Annotated in this window: 15 protein-coding genes and 1 pseudogene; 9 read left to right on the top strand and 7 right to left on the bottom strand. The window is 70.1% G+C overall.

What is annotated here, in order from left to right; translation table 11 throughout:
* Positions 1–82 precede the first annotated feature (82 nt).
* From FJ091_20865 to FJ091_20855, 3 genes are read left to right on the top strand one after another with little or no spacing between them, the layout of a single operon-like run.
* Positions 83–832, top strand: a complete 750-nt coding sequence (locus FJ091_20865; GenBank protein MBM4385807.1) for a PspA/IM30 family protein — start codon at positions 83–85, stop codon at positions 830–832.
* Between the two features lie 50 nt (positions 833–882).
* Positions 883–1,308, top strand: coding sequence for a hypothetical protein (locus FJ091_20860; GenBank protein MBM4385806.1), 426 nt, complete (start codon positions 883–885; stop codon positions 1,306–1,308).
* A gap of 23 nt (positions 1,309–1,331) precedes the next feature.
* The gene (locus tag FJ091_20855; GenBank protein ID MBM4385805.1) at positions 1,332–3,587 is read left to right on the top strand and encodes a PQQ-dependent dehydrogenase, methanol/ethanol family; all 2,256 of its coding nucleotides are present in this window, start codon (positions 1,332–1,334) and stop codon (positions 3,585–3,587) included.
* Between the two features lie 95 nt (positions 3,588–3,682).
* On the opposite strand, the gene FJ091_20850 is transcribed toward FJ091_20855, so the two are convergent.
* Entirely contained in the window at positions 3,683–4,195 is a 513-nt protein-coding gene (locus FJ091_20850) for a hypothetical protein (GenBank protein MBM4385804.1), read from the bottom strand.
* Positions 4,196–4,285: 90 nt separating this feature from the next.
* On the opposite strand from FJ091_20850, the gene FJ091_20845 reads away from it, so the two are divergent.
* The gene (locus FJ091_20845) at positions 4,286–5,077 is read left to right on the top strand and encodes an enoyl-CoA hydratase (GenBank protein ID MBM4385803.1); all 792 of its coding nucleotides are present in this window, start codon (positions 4,286–4,288) and stop codon (positions 5,075–5,077) included.
* A 45-nt stretch (positions 5,078–5,122) separates the two neighbouring features.
* Here FJ091_20845 and FJ091_20840 read toward each other — a convergent pair whose 3' ends face one another.
* The 4 genes from FJ091_20840 to greB form a co-directional block, all read right to left on the bottom strand.
* Entirely contained in the window at positions 5,123–5,545 is a 423-nt protein-coding gene (locus tag FJ091_20840) for a hypothetical protein (GenBank protein MBM4385802.1), read from the bottom strand.
* Between the two features lie 12 nt (positions 5,546–5,557).
* Entirely contained in the window at positions 5,558–6,616 is a 1,059-nt protein-coding gene (locus tag FJ091_20835; GenBank protein MBM4385801.1) for an FHA domain-containing protein, read from the bottom strand.
* 94 nt (positions 6,617–6,710) lie between these two features.
* Positions 6,711–7,619: an LLM class flavin-dependent oxidoreductase gene (locus FJ091_20830; GenBank protein MBM4385800.1), complete on the bottom strand. Its 909-nt coding sequence runs from the start codon at positions 7,617–7,619 to the stop codon at positions 6,711–6,713.
* On the bottom strand, positions 7,616–8,092 hold the full coding sequence (greB, locus tag FJ091_20825) for a transcription elongation factor GreB (GenBank protein MBM4385799.1): 477 nt from the start codon (positions 8,090–8,092) through the stop codon (positions 7,616–7,618). The genes FJ091_20830 and greB overlap by 4 nt, the downstream gene beginning before the upstream one ends.
* A gap of 57 nt (positions 8,093–8,149) precedes the next feature.
* Here greB and FJ091_20820 point away from each other — a divergent pair, with 57 nt between their 5' ends.
* From FJ091_20820 to FJ091_20800, 5 genes and pseudogenes are all read left to right on the top strand, one after another.
* Positions 8,150–11,044 (top strand): DEAD/DEAH box helicase, encoded by a 2,895-nt coding sequence (locus FJ091_20820; GenBank protein ID MBM4385798.1) that lies wholly within the window; start codon positions 8,150–8,152, stop codon positions 11,042–11,044.
* Between the two features lie 37 nt (positions 11,045–11,081).
* Positions 11,082–11,597, top strand: coding sequence for a DUF4262 domain-containing protein (locus FJ091_20815; GenBank protein ID MBM4385797.1), 516 nt, complete (start codon positions 11,082–11,084; stop codon positions 11,595–11,597).
* Between the two features lie 34 nt (positions 11,598–11,631).
* Positions 11,632–13,098, top strand: coding sequence for an FAD-dependent oxidoreductase (locus FJ091_20810; GenBank protein MBM4385796.1), 1,467 nt, complete (start codon positions 11,632–11,634; stop codon positions 13,096–13,098).
* Between the two features lie 17 nt (positions 13,099–13,115).
* A complete protein-coding gene (locus FJ091_20805) occupies positions 13,116–13,679 on the top strand; it encodes a carboxymuconolactone decarboxylase family protein (protein MBM4385795.1) in 564 nt (187 codons plus the stop codon).
* A 173-nt stretch (positions 13,680–13,852) separates the two neighbouring features.
* A pseudogene (locus FJ091_20800) lies at positions 13,853–15,170 on the top strand (ammonium transporter).
* 22 nt (positions 15,171–15,192) lie between these two features.
* Here FJ091_20800 and FJ091_20795 read toward each other — a convergent pair.
* Both FJ091_20795 and FJ091_20790 read right to left on the bottom strand, forming a co-directional pair.
* Positions 15,193–15,699, bottom strand: coding sequence for a hypothetical protein (locus FJ091_20795; protein MBM4385794.1), 507 nt, complete (start codon positions 15,697–15,699; stop codon positions 15,193–15,195).
* A gap of 3 nt (positions 15,700–15,702) precedes the next feature.
* Positions 15,703–18,696: a TonB-dependent receptor gene (locus FJ091_20790; protein MBM4385793.1), complete on the bottom strand. Its 2,994-nt coding sequence runs from the start codon at positions 18,694–18,696 to the stop codon at positions 15,703–15,705.
* Positions 18,697–19,589: the final 893 nt, after the last annotated feature.

Genomic DNA, 19,589 nt, shown 5'->3' with positions numbered 1-19,589 from the left:
GTTCTGTGAACCCACCGCATCGCGTCGCGTAGGCGCGAGAGAGCGGCAACACCGCGGCGACACTGCCGCACGGAGGGAAGTGATGGATCAGGAACGCCCCAGCTTCTTCGCTCGCCTCGGCTCGCTGCTGCGTGGACTCGGCTTCGGCTGGGTGCGCGATCGCGAGGAGAAGAACCCGCGCGCCGTGTACGAGCAGGCGATTCAGTCGCAGCTCGGCCAGTACCGCGCACTCAAGGACGCGGTCGCCGGCATCCTCTACACGCGGAACAAGCTCGAAGCCGAGCTTGCCGAGCGCCGCCACGAGCTCTCGCGCACGATCGAGGACATTCGCCGCGCGCTCAGCAAGGGCGACGACGCCGCGGGCCTCGCGCTGGTGCAGCACAAGCAGAACGTGGCTGCCGACCTCGAGCGCATCGAGCGCGAGGTGGCGACGCTGCGCGATGAGGCCGCGGACTCGAAGCGCAACCTGATGCGCTTCCGCGAGGAGATTCGGCAGCTCGAGCAGGAGAAGGGGCGAATGCTCGCGGCGCTCGCGAGCGCGCGCGCGCGGCGCCGCATGCACGAGGCGCTGAACGCCCTCTCGGTCGAGGCAGACGTGCAGGCACTCGACAACGTGCGCGCCTACGTGCAGAAGATGTCGGCCGCCGCGACGCTCGAGCGCGAGCTCGGCGCGGGCGACGAGACGACGCAGCGCATCCGCGAGCTGCGCCGCGACGCGATCGCGGAAGGCGCGCGCCTCGAGTTCGAGGAGCTGAAGCGCGCGCACTCCCTGCGCAGCGTGCCCGCGACGGCCGGCCGCTCCGTGATCGTCGCGGCGGCGAGCAACGCGTGACGGCGCCCGCGCGGACGAGCGCAGCGCCGCTGCGCGCAGCCTCCGTCGACATGCCTACCGAGCTCGACGACGCGAGCTACGCCCCGCAGCTGCGCGCGATCGAGCGCGCGAAGAAGCTCGCGCCGCAGCTGCGCTCGCTCGCGCGCGTGCAAACCGCGCTCGGGCTCAGCGCGCTCGCACTCGCCGTGATCGCGAGCGTCGTCCTCGGCGGCGCGGCGGCCTTCGCGCGCAGCGTCTCGAACGAGGCGCTCGCGATCGGCGGCGCCGTCGTGGGCGGCATCGCGTTGTCCGGGGCGCCGTGGCTCGCACTCGGCGTCGGCCTGCGCCGCCACGCGCATTGGGCTCGCGGGCTCGGCATCGCGTGCGGCGTGCTGCTGCTCCCGTTCGCGCCCCTCGGCACCGCGCTCGGAGTGTGGACGCTGTACGTCGTCCTGGGCTGGAACCCGCGGCTCGGAGATTTTGCAGCGAGCGCGTGAGGCTGCGCGGCCGAGCGAGCCGCATGCCCGTGTTAGCGTGCGCCGCTCGTTACGGAGCCCGCACGCCGCGAGCGATTCGCGCCGCTCGCGGCCTCCGCGGAGGCCGACTCACCGTGAAGCGCTCTCACTCGAAGGCGGGCTCGCTGCTCGCGCTGTGCTTGTTCGTCGCGACGGCGTGCTCCGAGTCCGAAGCACCGTCTGCTCCCGCCAGCCCCGCGGAGTCCGCGCCAGTCGCGCAGGTGGACGACGCGCGGCTCCTCGCGGCGGCTGACGACGGTGCGAACTGGCTCACGTACGGCCGCACGTACGACGAGCACCGCTTCTCGCCGCTCACCGCGGTGAACGACGGCAACGTCACGACGCTCGGCCTCGCCTGGTCGTTCGATCTCGACACGGCGCGCGGCCAAGAGGCGACGCCGCTCGTGGTCGACGGCGTGATGTACTTCTCCACGGCGTGGTCGATGGTGAAGGCGCTCGACGCCACGACCGGGAAGTTGCTGTGGGCGTACGACCCGCAGGTGCCGCGCGAGAAGCTCGTCGACGTCTGCTGCGACGCGGTGAACCGCGGCGTCGCCGCCTACGAGGGCAAGGTGTTCGTCGCGACGCTCGCCGGCGACGTGGTCGCCCTCGACGCGGCGACCGGCGCGGTCGTGTGGAAGGTGCGGAGCATCCCCGACGGCTCGCACATGGCGATAACCGGCGCGCCGCGCATCGTGAAGGGGAACGTGGTGATCGGCGCCGCGGGCGCGGAGTACATCACGCGCGGCTATCTCGCGGCTTTCGACGCGGAGACCGGCAAGCAGGCCTGGCGCTTCTACACCGTGCCCGGCGATCCCTCGCAGCCGTTCGAGGGCGCGCACCTCGAGACCGCCGCGAAGACCTGGAGCGGCGAGTGGTGGAAGCTCGGCGGCGGTGGAACGGTGTGGGACTCGACCACCTACGACCCTGAGACGGACCTCATCTATTTCGGCACCGCCAACGCGGAGCCGTGGAACCCCGCCGTTCGTAACAGCGAGGCCGGCGACAACCTCTACACCGCCTCGATCGTCGCGATCCGCCCGGACACGGGCGAGTACGTCTGGCACTTCCAGGAAACGCCCGAGGACCGCTGGGACTTCGACTCCAACCAGCAGATCATCGCGGCGACGCTCGAGCTGGATGGCGCGCCGCGCCGCGTCGTGCTGCACGCGCCGAAGAACGGCTTCTTCTACGTGCTCGACGCGAAGACCGGCCAGTTCATCTCGGGCACGCCGTTCGCGAACGTGAACTGGGCGTCGGGACTCGATCCCGTCACCGGCCGACCCAACGTGCTGCCCGAAGCGAAGTACGACATCACCGGTAAGGCCTTCACGAGCTACCCGGGCCCGACGGGCGCCCACACCTGGCACCCGATGTCGTTCAGCCCAAACACCGGGCTCGTCTACATCCCGAAGAACGAGGCCGCGGCGACGTTCAAGACCGTGAGTAAGGACTGGAAGCCGAGCGCGGTGGGCATGCAGCTCGGTGTCGACTTCAGTGCGGGCGCGATGCCGGCGGATCAGGAAGTGCGCGAGGACTGGCTCGCGAAGACGACCGGCGCGCTCGTGGCGTGGGATCCGGTGGCGCGCGCGCCGCGCTGGACGGTGGAGCACCCCGGCCCGATCAACGGCGGCACGCTCTCGACCGCGGGCAACCTCGTGTTCCAAGGCACCGCGAGCGGCGAGCTGCGTGCGTACACGGCCGACGCGGGCAAGCAGCTGTGGAGCTTCCCCGCGCAGACCGGAATCGTCGCGGGGCCGATGACGTACTCGGTCGGCGACACGCAGTACGTGGCGGTGCTCGCGGGCTGGGGCGGCGTGTGGGACCTCAACGCCGGCGTGCTCGCGCCGAAGTCCGGGCCCGTGCGCAACGTGAGCCGGATGCTCGTCTTCAAGCTCGGCGGCACTGCGACGCTGCCGCCGCTCACCCCCGCCACCAAGCTCGTGCTGGATCCGCCCGCGCCGACCGGCACGCCCGAGCAAACCGCGGAGGGCAACTACAACTACAATAATTACTGCGGCGTCTGTCACGGCGACGCCGCAGTCGCCGGCACGCTCGTGACCGACCTGCGCACCTCGCCCGCGCTCAACAACGCCGAGCAGTGGAAGCAGATCGTGCACGACGGTGTGATGAAGGGCCGCGGCATGGTCGGGTGGTCGGCGAACTTCTCGCCCGAGCAGGTGGAGAACATTCGCCTCTACGTGATCAAGCGCGCGAACGAGGACAAGGCGCTGGAGGCGGCGGCAGCGACGGGCGGATGACCCGCTGCACCTCGCGCGGGCTGAGTTGTTGGGGAGTGCGGCACGTGCCGCGCTGAGGGAGCGCGTGCGCTGCGGGAACCGCACGCGCCGCGCGGTCACGAGCGCGGCACGACCTCGAAGATCCACAGCGAGCCCGAATCCACCTGCTCGGCCGCGCCGGCCACGGGGCCCGTCGCGCCGAGGTACTTCGCGGCGAGCTTGTCGAGCACGGGCGTGAGCGCGGCGCCGTCGCGGCGCCGCACGAGAGAGCGCTCATAGAGCTTGCCGTCGATGCGCAGGATCACGCGCCCGTCGCGCTCGGCTTCGAGCGGCCACTTCTTCCACAAGCGGCCCCACCACGAGCTCATGTAGCCGCACGGAATGAACACGCGGCCCTCGTGCTCCACGACCCAGGTCGTGCGCGAGCGCGCGGGCTCGAGCGATTGAATCTCGACCGTGTCGAGATCGCGCACGAAGGACCAGTCCGGCTCGGGACCGTCGTAGCGCTCGCCGCTCGTGAAGGCGCCGCCCGCGACGATCGCGAGCGGGCCGTCGTGGAAACGCGCTCCGATAAGAAGCGCCGCGGCGGCGACGACGATCGCCCCGAGCACGCGCAGCAGTGTTCGCATCACGATCTCCAGTTGTTAGGCGCACCCTACCACGAGCGCAGCCGCCAGGGGGCTGGCGTAGCATCGCGCGCCTCACTCCAAGGAGCCCCGATGTCCGAACAGGTCCTCCTGATCGAGCGCAGCGAAGGCGTCGCGACGATCACGCTGAATCGCCCGGGGAACCGCAACGCGCTGAACTCGGCGCTGCGCGGCGCGCTGCTGCGCGCCTTCCGCGACCTCGAGAAGGACGGATCGGTGCGCGCGGCGATTCTCACCGGCGCGGGCAAGGCGTTCTGTGCCGGCCTCGACCTGAAGGAGATGGGCGAGCGCGGGCCTGGGGGGAACAACACCGAGGCGCCGGCCGGCGGCGTGCAGTACGGCCTCGTCGAGACGATCGAGCGTTACCCGCACCCGGTGATCGGCGCGATCAACGGCTTCGCGATCACCGGCGGCTTCGAGCTCGCGCTCGCCTGCGACGTGCTCGTGGGCTGCCCCGAGACGCGCTTCGCCGACACCCACGCGCGAGTCGGCATTTTGCCCGGCTGGGGCCTCTCGCAGAAGCTGTCGCGCGTGCTCGGCCCCACGCGCGCGAAGATGGTCTCGTTCACCGGCAACTTCATCAGCGCCGACGAGGCCGAGCACTGGGGCCTGCTTGCCCGCCTCGTACCGACCGACCAGCTCATGCCCACGTGCCGCCAGCTCGCAAGGGACATGCTCTCGTGCGTGCCCGGCGCGGTGGAGGGCTACAAGCGCATGATCGACGACGGCTACGCGACCAACTACGGCGACGCGCGCGCGCTCGAGGTGAAGCTGTCGAACGAGCACGTCCGTGGCGTCTCGGCGAAAGACATCGCCGAGCGGCGCGCGGGCGTGATCTCGCGGGGCCGCTCGCAGACGGCGTAACGCTGCGAGCGCGCTTCCGTGCCAGGCCCGGATCCGCGGTCGAGGCTATTCGCCGCGCGTGAACTCCACGCGCGCGCTGATCGCGACGCCTTCTTCGGCGAGCACTGCGAACGCCTCGCGTGCGCGGGGCGACATCGCGGAAGCGTCGAAGCGCAGCGTGAGGCCGAGCGTGCCGCTGCTCGTCGAGGCCTGCGCCCCGGCGGGCGTCGAGATGAGCTGGAGCTCGATGCGGTCGAGCGTCGAGTCCTTTTCGTCCTCGTCCTCCGCGGCCATCACGTCCGCCTCGGGCAGCACCGCGAGCTCGGGTCCCTCGAGCGGGTTGGCTGCAGGCGGGAGCGTTTCGAACTCGTCGTCGAGGCCCGCAGCGAAGACCGGGGGGGCTTCCTCGGCGCGCGCGGAGTCGGGCGCTTCGGTGGGATCGCCAGCCACCGGCGACAGCACGAACGCCTCGTCGTCGGCCGCCGGCATGCCGAGCGAGAATTACGTCGTGCGCGCGCCGTCCTGCACCGACGGCTTCGCCGGCACCGGGCCGTTCACCTCGCTGCCGATCGGCTGGCGGTCGAGCACGAACGTCAGCTCGAAGGTCTCGATGCGCACCACGTCGCCCACCTGAAGCGTGTGGCGCTTCGTGCGGTGGCCGTTCACGTAGATGCCGTTCACGGAGCCGAGATCGCTCACCTCGTAGCCGCTCGCGGTGCGCGAGAACTGCGCGTGCTTGCGCGAGACGCCGGCGTCCGCGAGCACGATCTCGCACTCGGGCGCGCGGCCCGCGCATAGCTCGCCATCTTCCCAGGGCCGTAACAAGTGCAGCTTGCCGTCGCGCTGCACGATCAGACCCGCGTGCATGGCGTCTTCCGCGGGCGCCGCCGCTCGCGCCGCAGGCGCGGCCTTCGGCGCGGGCGCTGGCGGCAGCTCGGCGGTCTTCGAGACCGCGGGGGCCGCATCGCCGAAGTCGAACAGCGAGGTGTGCTCGGGGTTCGGCGTGGTGAGCGGATCCGTCTCCATCTCGGCGACGGCTTCGAGTGCAGGCTCGGCAGAAGCGGCGACATCCTCCTCGCCGAACGCGAACACACCCTCGGGATCCGCATCGCGAGCGGCGGGCGCGGGAGTCGGCGCGGGCTTCGGCTCGGCGCGCGCGGGCGCAGCAGGAGCGGCGAGCGGGTCGAGCGCGAGAAACGTCTGCGAAGCATCCCACGCATCGTTGCCGCGCTTCTGCGGCGGGCCCGCGATCGCGAGGCCTGCACCGGACACGATGCGCAGCTCGTACTTGCCGAGCTGGATCACGTCGCTCGGGGTCATCGGCGCCGTGCCGCTCACGCGCTCGCCGTTCAGCAGCGTGCCGTTCTCGCTGCCGAGATCTTCGAGCACGTAGCCCTCGCCGTCGCGCTTCAGCACGGCGTGGAAGCGGCTCACCGCGAGGTTGTTCACGACGACGTCGTTCTCGCGCATGCGGCCGATGCGGAGCTGCGCGCCCGCGAAGGGAACCTCGCTGAGCAGGCGACCTTTGAGCGAAAGCTGAACTCGGGGCGATCCGGCCATGCGCAACCTCGCGTGAATCACAGCGGTGCTGTTCGCGAGTTTTTCGCCGCGCGGCCGATGAAACTTGAATGCAAGTCGTGCGGGAGCGCCGGGCTCAGGCCCTTCGCAGCGGCAGCAGCGGGCGGAGGCGCTCGAGCGTGCCGGGCGCGATCTCGGTGAGCTGCACGCGGCCGAAGCCGAGGCCCTCGAGGTCGCACAGCGCCTGGGCGACCGAGGCGGGCTCCCCGAGGAAGCGCGAGAGGAAGCCGCTGCCGAACGGGGCCCGTAGCTGCGCCGCGTGAGCCGCCGGCACCGCGCCCACCAGGACGAACGTGCCGATGGGGATGTCGGCGCGGACGCTGCGCACGCGCTCCACCGCGGCACGAACGTCCCCCTCGCTGACCGCGCCGTACTTCGCGAGGTCGAGCGACCCGCCGCGCGTCGCGGGCGCGTTCGGCTTCACCTCGATGCGGTCGACGAGCGGCGGCAGCGCCCGGAGCGTGCGCGGCCCGCCCGCGGAGCCCACGAGCAGCGGCGGCTGGGCCGTCAGGTCCGCGAGGCCCGGCTCGCCGATCTCGATCTGGTAGTGCTTGCCCGCGAACTTGCAGCGCCCCGTGTGCAGCAGCTCGCGCACGATCTGAAGCGCCTCGATGTACATGCCCGCGCGCTCGGGCCCGGCCGGGTAGCGCATGCCCATGCGCACGATCTCGTCCATGACCCAGCCCGCGCCGAGGCCCGCCTCGAAGCGCCCGCGCGCCGCGCGGTTCAGCGAGAGCGAGGCCTGCGCGAACTCGACCGGCGAGCGAAACAGGTTGTTCGCGAACGAGGACGTGACCGGGATGCGCTCGGTGGCGAGGGCCATCTCCGTGAGCACGACCCACACGTGCGGGTACGCGAGCCCGAGCGTCACGAAGTGGTCGCTCGCCGCGAGCCCGTGCCAGCCCTCGGCCTCGCGTGCCCGCGCCCAGTCGCCGGGCCGCTCCGGGCGGCCCGCGTTGTAGTTCGGAAAGAACTCGAGGCTCATGGGTTCTCCGCGTAGCGGATCGCGACGACCGCGATCACCGCTTCGCCGCGCGGCCGGCGCAGCGTCACTTCATCGCCCGCGATCCTCCCCATCAGCGCGCGGCCGAGCGGCGACTCGATCGAGAGCAGCCCCTGCGCGGGATCGGATTCGTCCGGGCCGACGAGCCGGTACTCGGCGCTCTCGCCGCTCTCCTCCTCGACCGTCACGAACGCGCCGAAGTAGATGCGGTCCGTGCGCGGCGGCGGCTCGCTCACCACAGTCAGCGAGTCGAGCTTCTTCTGCAGGAAGTGCAGCCGCCCGTCGATCTCGCGCAGCCGCTTCTTCCCGTAGATGTACTCCGCGTTCTCGGAGCGATCGCCGAGCGCCGCCGCCTCGGCGACTTGTTGGGTCACGCGCGGGCGTTCGACACGCCAAAGCCGGTCCGCCTCCTCTTGCAGGCGGCGGAAGCCTTCGGGCGTGATGTACGAGCCCATGCGCGGGAGGTACGCGAGCGCCCTCGCGCGGGCAAGCGAACTTCCTATAAACGCGGCGTGCAGAAGCTCTTCGAGAGAGTGCGCGGCGAAGCCGAACGCAGCGTGTGGTCGACCGGCGTCGAGCTCGCGCGCACGAACGCGGTGACGCAGGAGCGCGCCGCAGCGGGCGAAGTGGTGCTGCGCGTGCGTCCGCCGCGCGGCATCGCACACCCGACCGTGCTGCTCTACGTCGACGACGCGGAGTGGGAGTGCGACTGCGGCGACGACGAAGATCCGTGCGCGCACGTCGCAGCGGCGGTGATCGCGCTGCGGCGCGCGCAGCAAGAGGGGCGCGAGCTGGCTGCGGCTGCGGCGTCGAGCGCGGGCGCGATCGCCTATCGCTTCAACACGGACGCGGAGGGGCTCTCGCTCACACGCGTGGTCGTGCGCGAGGGCAAGGAGGAGCCGCTGCGCGCCTCGCTGAGCGCGCTGCGCTCGGGGCGAGTCGCGGGCCCGCCCGTGAGCCCGACGCAGAGCGATGTCGCCGCCGAGATCGCGCTCGGCAATGCAACGTTCGGCGTGCTGCCGCGCGGGGTGCTGCGCGCGCTGCTCGCGCCGCTCGAAGCGTGCGACGACATCGCGCTCGACGGCGCGAAGATTCGCACGAGCCGCGAGCCAGTCGCGTGGCGCGCGCGTCTCGTCGACGACGGCGCCGCGTTTCGCCTCGTCGTGCTGCCCGACCCTCCCGTGACGCGCGCGCTTCCGGACGGCTTCGCGCTGTGCGGCGACGTGCTGCGCGAGCTCGGGCCTTCGCGCCTCACGGGCCGCGAGCGCGAGGAACTGCGCCCGCCGGGGCGCTTCGTGAGCGCGCACGATGTGGCGGCGCTCGTCGCCGACGTGATCCCGGAGCTCGAGCGCCGCGTCCCCGTCGACATCGACACGACGCGCCTCGCGCGCGGGCGCCGTGAGCCGCCGCGCCTCCGCATCGAGACCGAGCGGCGCGGCGACAAGCTCTCGGTGCTGGCGACGATCGTGTACGGCGACCCGCCAATCGCGCGGGTCGACGCGGGCAAGCTCGTCGCGCTCGGCGGTGCGATCCCGATTCGCGACGAAGCTGCCGAGCGCGAGCTCGCACGCCGTCTCGCGCAACAGCTCGAGCTCTCGCCGGGGCACCGTGCGGACCTGACAGCGGGCGACGCAATCCGCTTCCGCGAGCGCCTCGAGCGCACGAGCGTGAGCGTGTCGGGGAGTGCCCACCGCGAGTTCTTTCTCGCGGATGCCCTCACGCCCGCGCTCGACGCGGACGACGCCCGCTTCGGCGTGCGCTTCCGGAGCGGCGCGCGCGACGCGGATGCGGGCGCCGTGATCGGCGCGTGGCGCGCGGGCGAGTCGCTCGTGCCGCTGCTCGGCGGCGGCTTTGCAAAGCTGCCGGCGGGTTGGCTCGCGAAGCTCGGGCCGCTCGTCGCGGATCTGCTCGCCGCGCGCCGCCTGGACGGCTCGCTCCCCGCGAGCGCCCTGCCCGATCTCGCGCGCCTCTGCGACGCCCTGGAGCAGCCGCGGCCGCCCGCGTTCGAGAAGCTCGCCGCCCTGCTCGAAGACTTCACGCGCCTCCCCGAAGCGCCGATCGCGCGTGAGCTTGCCGCGAAGCTGCGCAGTTATCAGGGAATCGGCGTGCGCTGGCTCCACTTCCTCGGACGCGCGGGCCTCGGCGCCCTGCTCGCCGACGACATGGGCCTCGGCAAGACGCTGCAGGCCCTCGCGACCTTCGGCCCGCGCACGCTCGTCGTCGCGCCGACGAGCTTGCTCGCGAACTGGCAGGGCGAGCTCGCGCGTTTCCGCCCCGAGCTCGAAGTGCATACTTATCACGGTGCGGATCGGGAGCTCGAGTACGCGGGGGCGGTCACGCTGACGACCTACGCGCTGCTGCGCCGCGACGCGGAGAAGCTCGCGGCCGTGCCGTGGGAGCTGGTCGTGCTCGACGAGGCGCAGGCGATCAAGAACCCCGACAGCCAGACCGCGCGCGCCGCCTTCGGGCTGCGCGCCGAGCGGCGCATCGCGCTCACCGGTACGCCGGTCGAGAACCGCCTCGAAGAGCTCTGGAGCGAGATGCACTTCCTGAACCCCGGCTTGTTAGGGGGGCGCAGCGACTTCGACGAGCGCTACGCGCGCAAGATCGCGAGCGCGGACGCCGAGGCCGCAGCGCACCTGCGCGAGCGCCTGCGTCCGTTCGTGCTGCGGCGGCGCAAGGCCGAGGTCGCGCCGGAGCTGCCGCCGCGCACCGACGTCGTGCTGCACTGCGTGCTGTCGGACGCGGAGCGCGCGGTGTACGACGCGGTGCGGGCCGCCACGACCCCGGCCGTGCTCGAACGCCTCGCGCGCGGTGGCAGCGTGATGGAGGCGCTCGAGGCGTTGTTACGGATGCGGCAGGCGTCGTGTCACCCGCGCCTCGTGCCGGGCCAAACGCTCGACGCCTCGGCGAAGCTCGAGCTGCTGGTCGACCGCCTCGACACCGTCGTCGCCGACGGCCACAAGGCGCTCGTCTTCTCGCAGTGGACCGCGCTGCTCGATCTCGTCGAGCCGCGGCTGCGCGATGCGGGCGTCGACTTCGTGCGACTCGACGGCGCGACGCGCGATCGCGGCGAGGTGGTCGCGCGCTTTCAGGCCGAGACCGGCCCGCCCGTGTTCCTGATCTCGCTGCGCGCGGGCGGCGTCGGGCTCAACCTGACCGCGGCGGATCACGTGTTCTTGCTCGACCCGTGGTGGAATCCCGCGGTCGAAGATCAGGCCGCCGATCGCGCGCACCGGATCGGGCAGGAACGCCCCGTGCTCGTGCACCGCCTCGTCGCGCAGGACACCGTCGAGGAGCGCATCCTCGCGCTGCAAGAGAGCAAGCGCGCGCTCGCCGCCGCCGCGCTGGACGGCGGCCCAGGCGCGGAGCTGACGCGCGAGGATCTGATCGCGCTGCTGCGCTGAGTGGCTGCGTTCCGCGCATCACGTCACCCTGAGCGCCGTGGAATCCGAAGCAGACATCGACGCGCGCGTGCGAGCCGACATCGCGGGGCACGGATGGCATCTCGTACTGATTCCGCCCGACCACGGCGCCGCAGGCTGGGTCCACACGATCGGGCTCGAGCAGCGCTTCTCGCATCCCGAGCTGATCGTGTTCGGCGAGGACCTCTCGATTCTTGCGCCACTGCTCAACGCGCTCGGCGAGCGCGTGCGTGCGGGAACGCAGCTCGAAGCCGGCACTGAGCTGAGCGGCGTGCTGCAGGATCTCCCCATCGCGTTCCGCGCGGTCGACGCGAAGTGGACCGAGGCGTTTCTCGGCAACGCCGCGTGGCACTACCAGCGCGACCGTGTGGCCGCACTCCAGTGCTTCTGGCCCGATGCGCGCGGCGCGTTCCCGTGGCAGCCGGGCTTCGACGAGTCGTGGCGCGACGAGCAGCCCCTGCTCTACGAGCGCGAGACGCACCGCGCGCTCGGCGAGAAGATGATCGCGGCGCTGCGCGCGGACGGCGCGCTGTGATGCACGCGATGCTCGCGTACGCGGCGGTCGCTTGATGCACGTCGCGATCGTCGGCGCTGGCATCGCAGGGCTCGGGGCCGCGCTCGCGCTCGGCCGCGCGGGACATCGCGTGACGCTGCTCGAGCGCGACGCGACGCCGCTGCCCGAGACGCCAGGCCTCGCCTTCGAGCGCTGGGAGCGCCGCGGCGCGCCGCAGGTGAAGCACTCGCACGCGTTCCTCGCGCGTCTGCGCAACTTGTTGCGGGATCGAGCGCCCGACGTGCTTGCGGCGCTGCTGGCCGCGGGAGCCGAGGAGCTCCCGCTGTCGAATTTGCTGCGGCCCGGGATCGACGACCCCGCACCGAAGCCGGGCGACGACGACCTCACGCTGCTCGCCTGCCGGCGCATCACGTTCGAGTGGGTGCTGCACCGCCTGGTGGAGCGCGAGCGCAACGTCACGTTCCGCGATGGCTGCGAGGTGCGCGGCCTCGTCGTGGCGGGCGAGCTCGCGGGAAAGCCGCGCGTCGCGGGATTGCGCGTGCGCGTCCGGAGCGGGGAGGAAGTGCTCGCCGCCGACCTCGTCGTCGATGCGAGCGGACGACGCTCGCCGCTCGCGCGCTGGCTCGACGCTGCGGGCCTCCCGAAGCTCCGCGAGACGAGCGAGCCGTGCGGGGTCTACTACTGCTCGCGCTTCTACGAGCTGCGCGACGGGATCACGCCGCCCGAGCGCGAGACCACGATCGGGGCGGACCTCGGCTACCTCAAGTACGCGATCTTTCACGGCGACAGCCGCATCTTCTCGATCACGTTTGCCGCGGCGCCCGAAGACAAGCCGCTGCGCGCGCTGCTGCGCGAGGCGCCGTTCGAGGCCGCAGCGCGCCAGTTTCCCGTGATCGCGCGCTGGATCGATCCCGCGATTGCGCAGCCGATCACGACCGTGTTCGGCATGGACGGCCTGCGCAACACGCGGCGCACGCTGTGCAAGGACGCGGAGCCGCGCGTGGCGGGCGTCGTGTTGTTAGGGGACGCCGCGATCCACACGAACCCGCTCTACGGACGCGGCTGCACCTTCGCGCTGCTGCACGCCTGGATGCTCGCGGACGCGCTCAGCGAAGGCGGCGGCGACGTGCTCGCCGTTGCGCGCGCACTCGAAGCGGCGACCGAGCGCGAGATCGTGCCGTGGTACGCCGCGGCGCTCGCGCAAGACCGCGATGCTGCGGCGTGGGCGGCAAAGCTGCGCGAGGAGCCGCGCCCGGGCGGCGAGAAGCCTGGCGCCGTCGACCCGCGCGCCTACTTCCGCGATCTGATGCAGCGCGGCCTCGTGCCGGCGCTGCGCCTCGACGCGACGGTGCTGCGCGCGTTCTCGCGCGGGTTCAACTTGCTGGATGCGCCGGGCGACCTGATGAAGCGCCCGGACTTGTTGCAGCGCGTGTTGAAGGTCTACCAGGCGCGCGAGCAGCGCGAAGAGCCGTACCTTGGCCCCGGCCGCGCGGAGCTGATCGCCGCGCTCGCGACTCCCTGACGAGAACGGAGATCCGCATGCGCCTCTCGAAGCCTCGCATCGAGCCCCTCGACCCGAAGACCGCGCCGCCCGAAGCGCGCGAGCAGCTCGAGAAGCTCGCGGGCGGCGGCCTGTTCAACGGCCGCATCCTCAACATCTTCGGCACGCTCGCGCATCATCCCGAGCTGATGCGGCGCTGGCTCGTGTTCGGCAACCACATCCTCGGCAAGTCGACGCTGCCCGAGCGCGAGCGCGAACTCGCGATCCTGCGCGTCGGCTACCGCTGCAAGAGCGAGTACGAGTGGGGCCAGCACGTGCTGATCGCGAAGCGCTGCGGCATCTCCGACGACGAGATCGCGCGCGTCGCGGCGGGTCCCAACGCGGCGGGCTGGAGCGCGGCGGACGCCGCGGTGCTGTGCGCCGCCGACGAGCTGCACGACGACCAGATGATCTCCGACGGCACCTGGGCCGAGCTCGCGAAGACGTGGGATCGCCAGCAGCTGATGGACCTCGTCTTCACGATCGGGCAGTACCACCTCGTCGCGATGGCGCTGAACACGTTCGGCGTGCAGCGCGACCCGGGCGTTCCGCCACTGCCTTGAGCCGCGCGGCGGTGAGCGTGCGGCGCGCACCGCTGCGGGCTGAATCGATACGGGCCCAGCTGTCCTGTAGCACGCACAGGAACGCCGTTTTTTGCGCGCATGGGCCGATTCGTCGCAGAAATCGCCGTGCGCTGCGAGTAAATCGCCCCTGCCCCCAACCAGCAGAGGTGACGATGACTCGCTTCGCTTCACTCTTGGCCTTCGCCGTCGCGCTCTTCGCGAGCGCCCCTGCCCGCGCCGAAGGAATCGACGGCGCCAACACCGCGTGGGTGATGGTCGCCAGCGCGCTCGTGCTGTTCATGATGATCCCCGGCCTCGCGCTCTTCTACGGCGGCCTCGTGCGCACGAAGAACGTGCTGTCGGTGCGCTGATGCACTGCACGGCGCTGACGGCCGTCGGCAGCGTGATCTGGCTCGTGTGCGGCTACAGCCTCGCGTTGGACACGACGGGCATGGCTGCCGGCGAGGTCAACCTTAACTTGTTCATCGGCACGCTCAACAAGGCCTTCCTGCGCGGCCTGACCGTCGACTCGACCGGCGGCTCGATCCCCGAAGCGGCGTTCTTCGTCTACCAGCTCACCTTCGCGGTGATCACGCCTGGCCTGATCGTCGGCGCTTTTGCCGAGCGCATGAAGTTCTCGGCGATGCTGCTGTTCTCGTCGCTGTGGATGCTGCTCGTGTACGTGCCCGTCGCCCACATGGTCTGGGGCGGCGCCGGCGGCTTCTTCTTCGACCGCGGCGTGTTCGACTTCGCAGGCGGCATCGTCGTGCACCTGACAGCCGGGGTCGCCGCGCTCGTCGCGTGCATCGCCGTGGGCCGCGCACCGCCTGCGGCCGCACCGCCATGCTCCCGCACAACCTGACGATGTGCTTTACGGGCACCGGCATGCTGTGGGTGGGCTGTTTCGGCTTCAACGGCGGCAGCGCCCTCGCCGCCGACGGCAACGCCGCGATGGCGATCCTCGTGACGCAGATCTCGGGCGCGACCGCCGCGACCGCGTGGATGGCGATCGAGTGGTTCAAGCGCAAGCCGAGCGTGCTCGGGATCGCGACGGGCGCGGTCGCCGGCCTCGCGGCCGTGACTCCCGCATCGGGCTTCGTCGGCCCGTTCGGAGGCTTCGCAATCGGCCTCGCGGCGGGGGTGATCTGTTACTACGCGGTGACGACGGTGAAGCAGCGCTTGGGCTACGACGACTCGCTCGACGTGTTCGGCGTGCACGGCGTCGGCGGCCTGCTCGGCACGCTGTTGGCCGCGGTGTTCGCGGCGCCGCTGTTCGGCGGCAAGGGGCTGCCGGACCCTGCGAGCTACTCGATCAGCGGCCAGTTCATGACGCAGCTGATGGCGTGCGCTGCGGTGGCGACCTACACGGCCGCCGCGAGCTGGGGGCTGCTGAAACTCGTGGGCGCGGCAGTCGGGCTACGAGTCGACGCAGAGAGCGAGACACGAGGTCTCGACCTCAGCCTGCACGAGGAGTCGGGGTACAACAGCTGAGAAAAGGCGAGGTGCCGAGAGCTCAGCGCACGCGCTGGACGGGCGCCGTGCGTCCCCCGTCCACCGGGTTCATGTAGAACGACCCGAGCGCGCCCTCTCGCACGCGGACTGTCTGTCCCTCGCGCAGCGGAAACGCCCGAGATTCGGTCTGACGCCAGACTTGCCCGTTGTCGAGCGTGACGACGACCCGGCCATCCGGGCCTCGCTTCACGGCGGTCGCAACCGCGGTGAGCTCAGCCGCGGTCTGCACGCCGTACGCATCCCGAAGCGCTCGATCTGTTTCTTCGACGCTGCGCCCGAAGAGGCGCTCCCGGAGCGAGCGCTCGGGCTCTGAAGACGAAGCCCGAGGCGCCGTCGCCAGCACCTCGGGTTCGATGGTCTGCGCTGCGCGGTCGACGACTCGGTCGTAACAAGCGAGTCGTTCCGCAGCGTCGCTGAGCTTCCGGCAGCCGAGCAGGGTCTCCCCGGGATCGCCAGCCGCTGCGAGCGGGAGAAGCAGCGAGAGCCACGCCCCCGCCCGCAGCGTCACGGCCTAGAACTTCTTCGTGAGCGAGAGCTGGAGCACGCGGCCGGCCACGTCGTACGTGCCCGGGTACGTGTTGCCGCTGTTCGCGGCCGTCGTCCCCGCTTCCTGACCGACGATCGGCGGATTCTCATCGAAGATGTTCTCGATTCCGAGCTGGAACTCGAACCCTTTCAGCATCTCGATCGACGTCGGCGACCACCCCACCACGAAGTCCACGTAGTGCGTGGAGCTGATCGACGCGTGTCGCGCAATCGCGGCACCCGGGTCGTCGATATCTACGGCGTTGATGAAGCGCCAGCGGTAACCGAGGTTGAAGTCGCCGATGTACCACGTTGTACGTTGGTTGAACTTCACCTTCGGGTTCGGGCCGCCGCCGCCGACGCCGTCGCAGACGACGCCGTAGAGGCCCTCGCAGATGTTGATCGGGCTGATCGGGTCCGTCTGGAACTGGTACGTGATCACTCGGGTGCCCACGAGGTTGATGTCGACTCGTCCCATGTTTCCGAGGTCGAGGCCGTAGTCGATCCCGAAATCGACGCCGGCCACCTTCAACTGCGCGATGTTCTGCTGGGTCGTGATGAGGCCATTGTCAGGGCCGCCAACGAGGCCACCGTTGATCGAGCTTCGGTCCACCAAGTTGCACAGCTGACCCGAGCCGTAGCAGGCATCGAGAACGGTCTGCGCGTTCAGCAAGCCGATCGCGTTCTTGATCTCGACTCGGTACCAGTCGAGCGTCAGCATCAGACCCTCGAGCCACTCCGGCTGATACACCCCACCCACAGTCAGGGTGTTCGATTGCTCTTCCTTCAGGGCTACGTTGCCGCCGCTGATGATGTTGATCTGCCCAGCGATCACGTCCGGCACAGTCGTGATGAAGAAGCCGGGACGCAGAGGATCGGGAGTGAAGGCGATCGCGGGCGCGCCCGTAGCCACGCATTGGTTGCGGAGCGCCTGCGAGATCGGGAGCGGCGTGCCGTTGTTCTGTTCTGCCAAGCCCGCGCAAGGGTCGCCGTTGGCGTTATCCAGCCCTGGGGTCACTGGAGAAAACAGCTCGCCGATGTTCGGCGCGCGCACGGCCTCCTGGTAGTTCACGCGCAACCGGAGGCCCGACAGTCCAGCGGACTCCCCGGGCGCCCACTCGCCCCCCACCTTCCACGCGTTCGCGCTACCCGACGTCGAGTAGTCGGCGTAGCGATAGGCGCCCTCGAAGATCAAGCTCTCGAAGAAGGCTGCGTCCTCGAGCAGAGGCACCCGCACTTCTGCGAAAAACTCCTTGACGTTGTACTCGCCGATGACCGAGGCAGTCGACCCGAACCCGATGCTGCAGTCCGGCGTGGAGTAGCAGTCATCCGGGTGAGACTCGGAAGACTGCCGGCGCCACTCAGCGCCGATCGAAACGCCGATCGGGCTCGCGCCAGGGATCTTGAAGGCGTCCCCGAGCTCGCCGCCGACATCGAAGTGAACCAAATCCATCTCGGTGTAGATCTCTTCGTTGACCTGCAGCGCGATGAACGCGGCGGTCGCGGCGCTCAGGCTGCCGTCGCCGAACAAGCTACCGACCACACAGCCCGGCGAAGCGCTCGCGTGGCAGGCGCCTCCCTCTACGGCGCCGGGGTTGATCGTCGGGCTGCTCGAGTTGAGGACGTCTTGAATGCGCTGGCCAGAGAGGTCGTTCTGGAACACGCGCGACAGCTCGGTGCGACCGTGCTGGGCGGAGAAGTCGTACGACCAACCCTCCCAGAACGGAAGGTCGCCTCGGAAGCCACCGAGGAGCTGATACGACTGCGTCCGGTTGTTAGTTATGCGCGGCCCGACCTCGATCGTCCGGCGGCCGTAACCGAGCGTTACGACGTCCCCTGCGCCAACTGAGAGGTTGCCGTTCGAGTCGAACGCCGGGTCGAAGATGCCGTCGCCATTGCGATCGAACAGCACCTGCCGCGACTGCGCGTTGAGGTAGATGCTATCGAACGGAACCTCGAAGTTCGAGAAGAACGTGCCCGAGGGCGCGATCTGCGTGTTCACCTGCGTCTGAGCGAAGTGCATCTGAGCGTAGAACGTCGCCCACTCGGCGAGGTCGTAGTGAACCAGCCCTGTCAGCTGGTAACGGTCTTCTGGAACTTGCAGATAGTTGAAGGGGTTGTAGTTGAACCGTCGGGTTCCGCGCGGCTGAAGGTTCCCGTTCGCGGAAGCGAAGCCCACGAACGTTTGCGGCCCGAACGAGCCCGTGAATCGGCAGCCCGGGACGCACAGAAAGTTGCCGTTCGTGTCGGTCGACGAACCACCGAAGTTGCCGGTGGCAGTGGAAATGGCGCGCTCGGAGAACGCGCGATCACCCTGCAGAATGGCCGAGCGGTTGGTCCAGGTGGCATGCAGCGTCGCGTTGCCGCGCTCGTCGGCGAAGTTGCCGCCGACCGTTGCGCTGATGCTCTTGGTGGGCTCGCCACCGCGCAGCGCGTTCGCGTAGTCGACGTCGAACTGCACGCCCTCGAAGTCGTCCTTCAGGATGAAGTTCACGACGCCCGCGATCGCGTCGGAGCCGTACACGGCCGATTGGCCGCCGGTCACGATGTCGACGCGCTCGAGCAGCGAGGCAGGGATGTTGTTCAGGTCGACGACGCCTTCGCTGTCGTAGCCGATGAATCGCCTGCCGTTGACGAGCACCAGCGTGCGCTCGTCGCCGAGGTTGCGCAGGTTCACGGTCGCGACGCCCGGGTTGCCGTTGTTCACGCCGGGCGAAAAGCCGGGCACTGCCTGCGGCATCTCGCGAATGACGTCTTCGACGTTCACGGTCTGGGTCAACGAGAGTTCTTCTGCGTCGATTATCGCCACCTGGCTGTTAGCGACGAGATCGGCGCGCTTGATGCGCGAGCCCGTGACGATGATCTCCTCGGGCTCTGCGGCAGCGGGAGCCGGCTGAGCCGGTTGGGTTGCTTGGGCGAATGACGCATCCGCCGCAAGCACGAGCGCCACAACCGCAACGCTGAACTTGTATCGCTTCACGCGGGAACCCCCTCGAAACGCGCAGCCAGGAAGGCGGCGTTCGGCGCGGCCATTATTGGCACCAGACCCGAAACGGTTCCACCATTATTTTCAGGGAAGCTGCGGGGTTGCGAGCGACTCCGAGTCACTGTGCAAACGTGCTCGAGCGTCTGAACCGGGCGCCTCCAGTGGTGCCGAGCGCTGGAGCGCGAGACGGGAATCGAACCCGCGACACTCGGCTTGGGAAGGCGAAAGAAGCGTGAGAAGTGACGCGGGCTTGCACCACGTGCGCGGCGGCGGGCGGCAAGCGCATGCGAGGCGCGGCATCCGCTTCGCCAAACGCACCCCAGGCGCACCCTCTCGCGCGCGACCGGGTGGGGGGGGCGAATCGAGGCGCAACGAGCTCGACCGAGGAGCCGCGCGCTTTTTTCCTGAGCGAACTACGAGCAAAGGGGGCCCCGCGATCAACGTCGGGAAGACCCCGGAGAAGGGGGCCCCGATGGGGGCAAGGGGCGGCCAATCGAACGTCGCGTCTGTGTCAGTGCGACGCGCACCGGATGCCCCCCGGTGGGCCCCCCTCCCCCCTCTCGATGACGTGGACAGAACCCCGATCCCAACAGCTCTACGAAAAAGGCGACTCGCGATGACCTCCCCCAAGCTTGCCATCCTGCGCTTCTGCCTCGGCTGCATCGTGGACCCGAACGAGCCCACGTCCCCGGCGCAGCAGATCGCAGCCTGCCCCTCGCGCGCCTGCGCGCGCTTCGACTTCAGGCCGACGGCTGCAGAACTCGACGCCGAGGTACGCCTCGCCGGTGCTGGGGACCGCGCGGAACGGGTGCTGAAACGCAACCTCAGCGCGATTCACGCCCGAAACTCGTCTCGCAATCGACGATCGCCGAATCGGAGGTCCACGA

This window comes from Deltaproteobacteria bacterium (assembly GCA_016875395.1).
Taxonomy (GTDB): Bacteria; Myxococcota_A; UBA9160; order UBA9160; family UBA6930; genus VGRF01.
The sequence above is the reverse complement of the archived record's forward strand: the minus strand, read 5'-3'. Positions and strand labels throughout refer to the sequence as shown.

Excerpts from the sequence above, each read along its gene's own strand:
- FJ091_20865 (MBM4385807.1), top strand. The coding sequence starts at position 83 with ATGGATCAGGAACGCCCCAGCTTCTTCGCTCGCCTCGGCTCGCTGCTG.
- FJ091_20860 (MBM4385806.1), top strand. The coding sequence starts at position 883 with ATGCCTACCGAGCTCGACGACGCGAGCTACGCCCCGCAGCTGCGCGCG.
- FJ091_20855 (MBM4385805.1), top strand. The coding sequence starts at position 1,332 with ATGCCCGTGTTAGCGTGCGCCGCTCGTTACGGAGCCCGCACGCCGCGA.
- FJ091_20850 (MBM4385804.1), bottom strand. The coding sequence starts at position 4,195 with ATGCGAACACTGCTGCGCGTGCTCGGGGCGATCGTCGTCGCCGCCGCG.
- FJ091_20845 (MBM4385803.1), top strand. The coding sequence starts at position 4,286 with ATGTCCGAACAGGTCCTCCTGATCGAGCGCAGCGAAGGCGTCGCGACG.
- FJ091_20840 (MBM4385802.1), bottom strand. The coding sequence starts at position 5,545 with ATGCCGGCGGCCGACGACGAGGCGTTCGTGCTGTCGCCGGTGGCTGGC.
- FJ091_20835 (MBM4385801.1), bottom strand. The coding sequence starts at position 6,616 with ATGGCCGGATCGCCCCGAGTTCAGCTTTCGCTCAAAGGTCGCCTGCTC.
- FJ091_20830 (MBM4385800.1), bottom strand. The coding sequence starts at position 7,619 with ATGAGCCTCGAGTTCTTTCCGAACTACAACGCGGGCCGCCCGGAGCGG.
- greB (MBM4385799.1), bottom strand. The coding sequence starts at position 8,092 with ATGGGCTCGTACATCACGCCCGAAGGCTTCCGCCGCCTGCAAGAGGAG.
- FJ091_20810 (MBM4385796.1), top strand. The coding sequence starts at position 11,632 with ATGCACGTCGCGATCGTCGGCGCTGGCATCGCAGGGCTCGGGGCCGCG.
- FJ091_20805 (MBM4385795.1), top strand. The coding sequence starts at position 13,116 with ATGCGCCTCTCGAAGCCTCGCATCGAGCCCCTCGACCCGAAGACCGCG.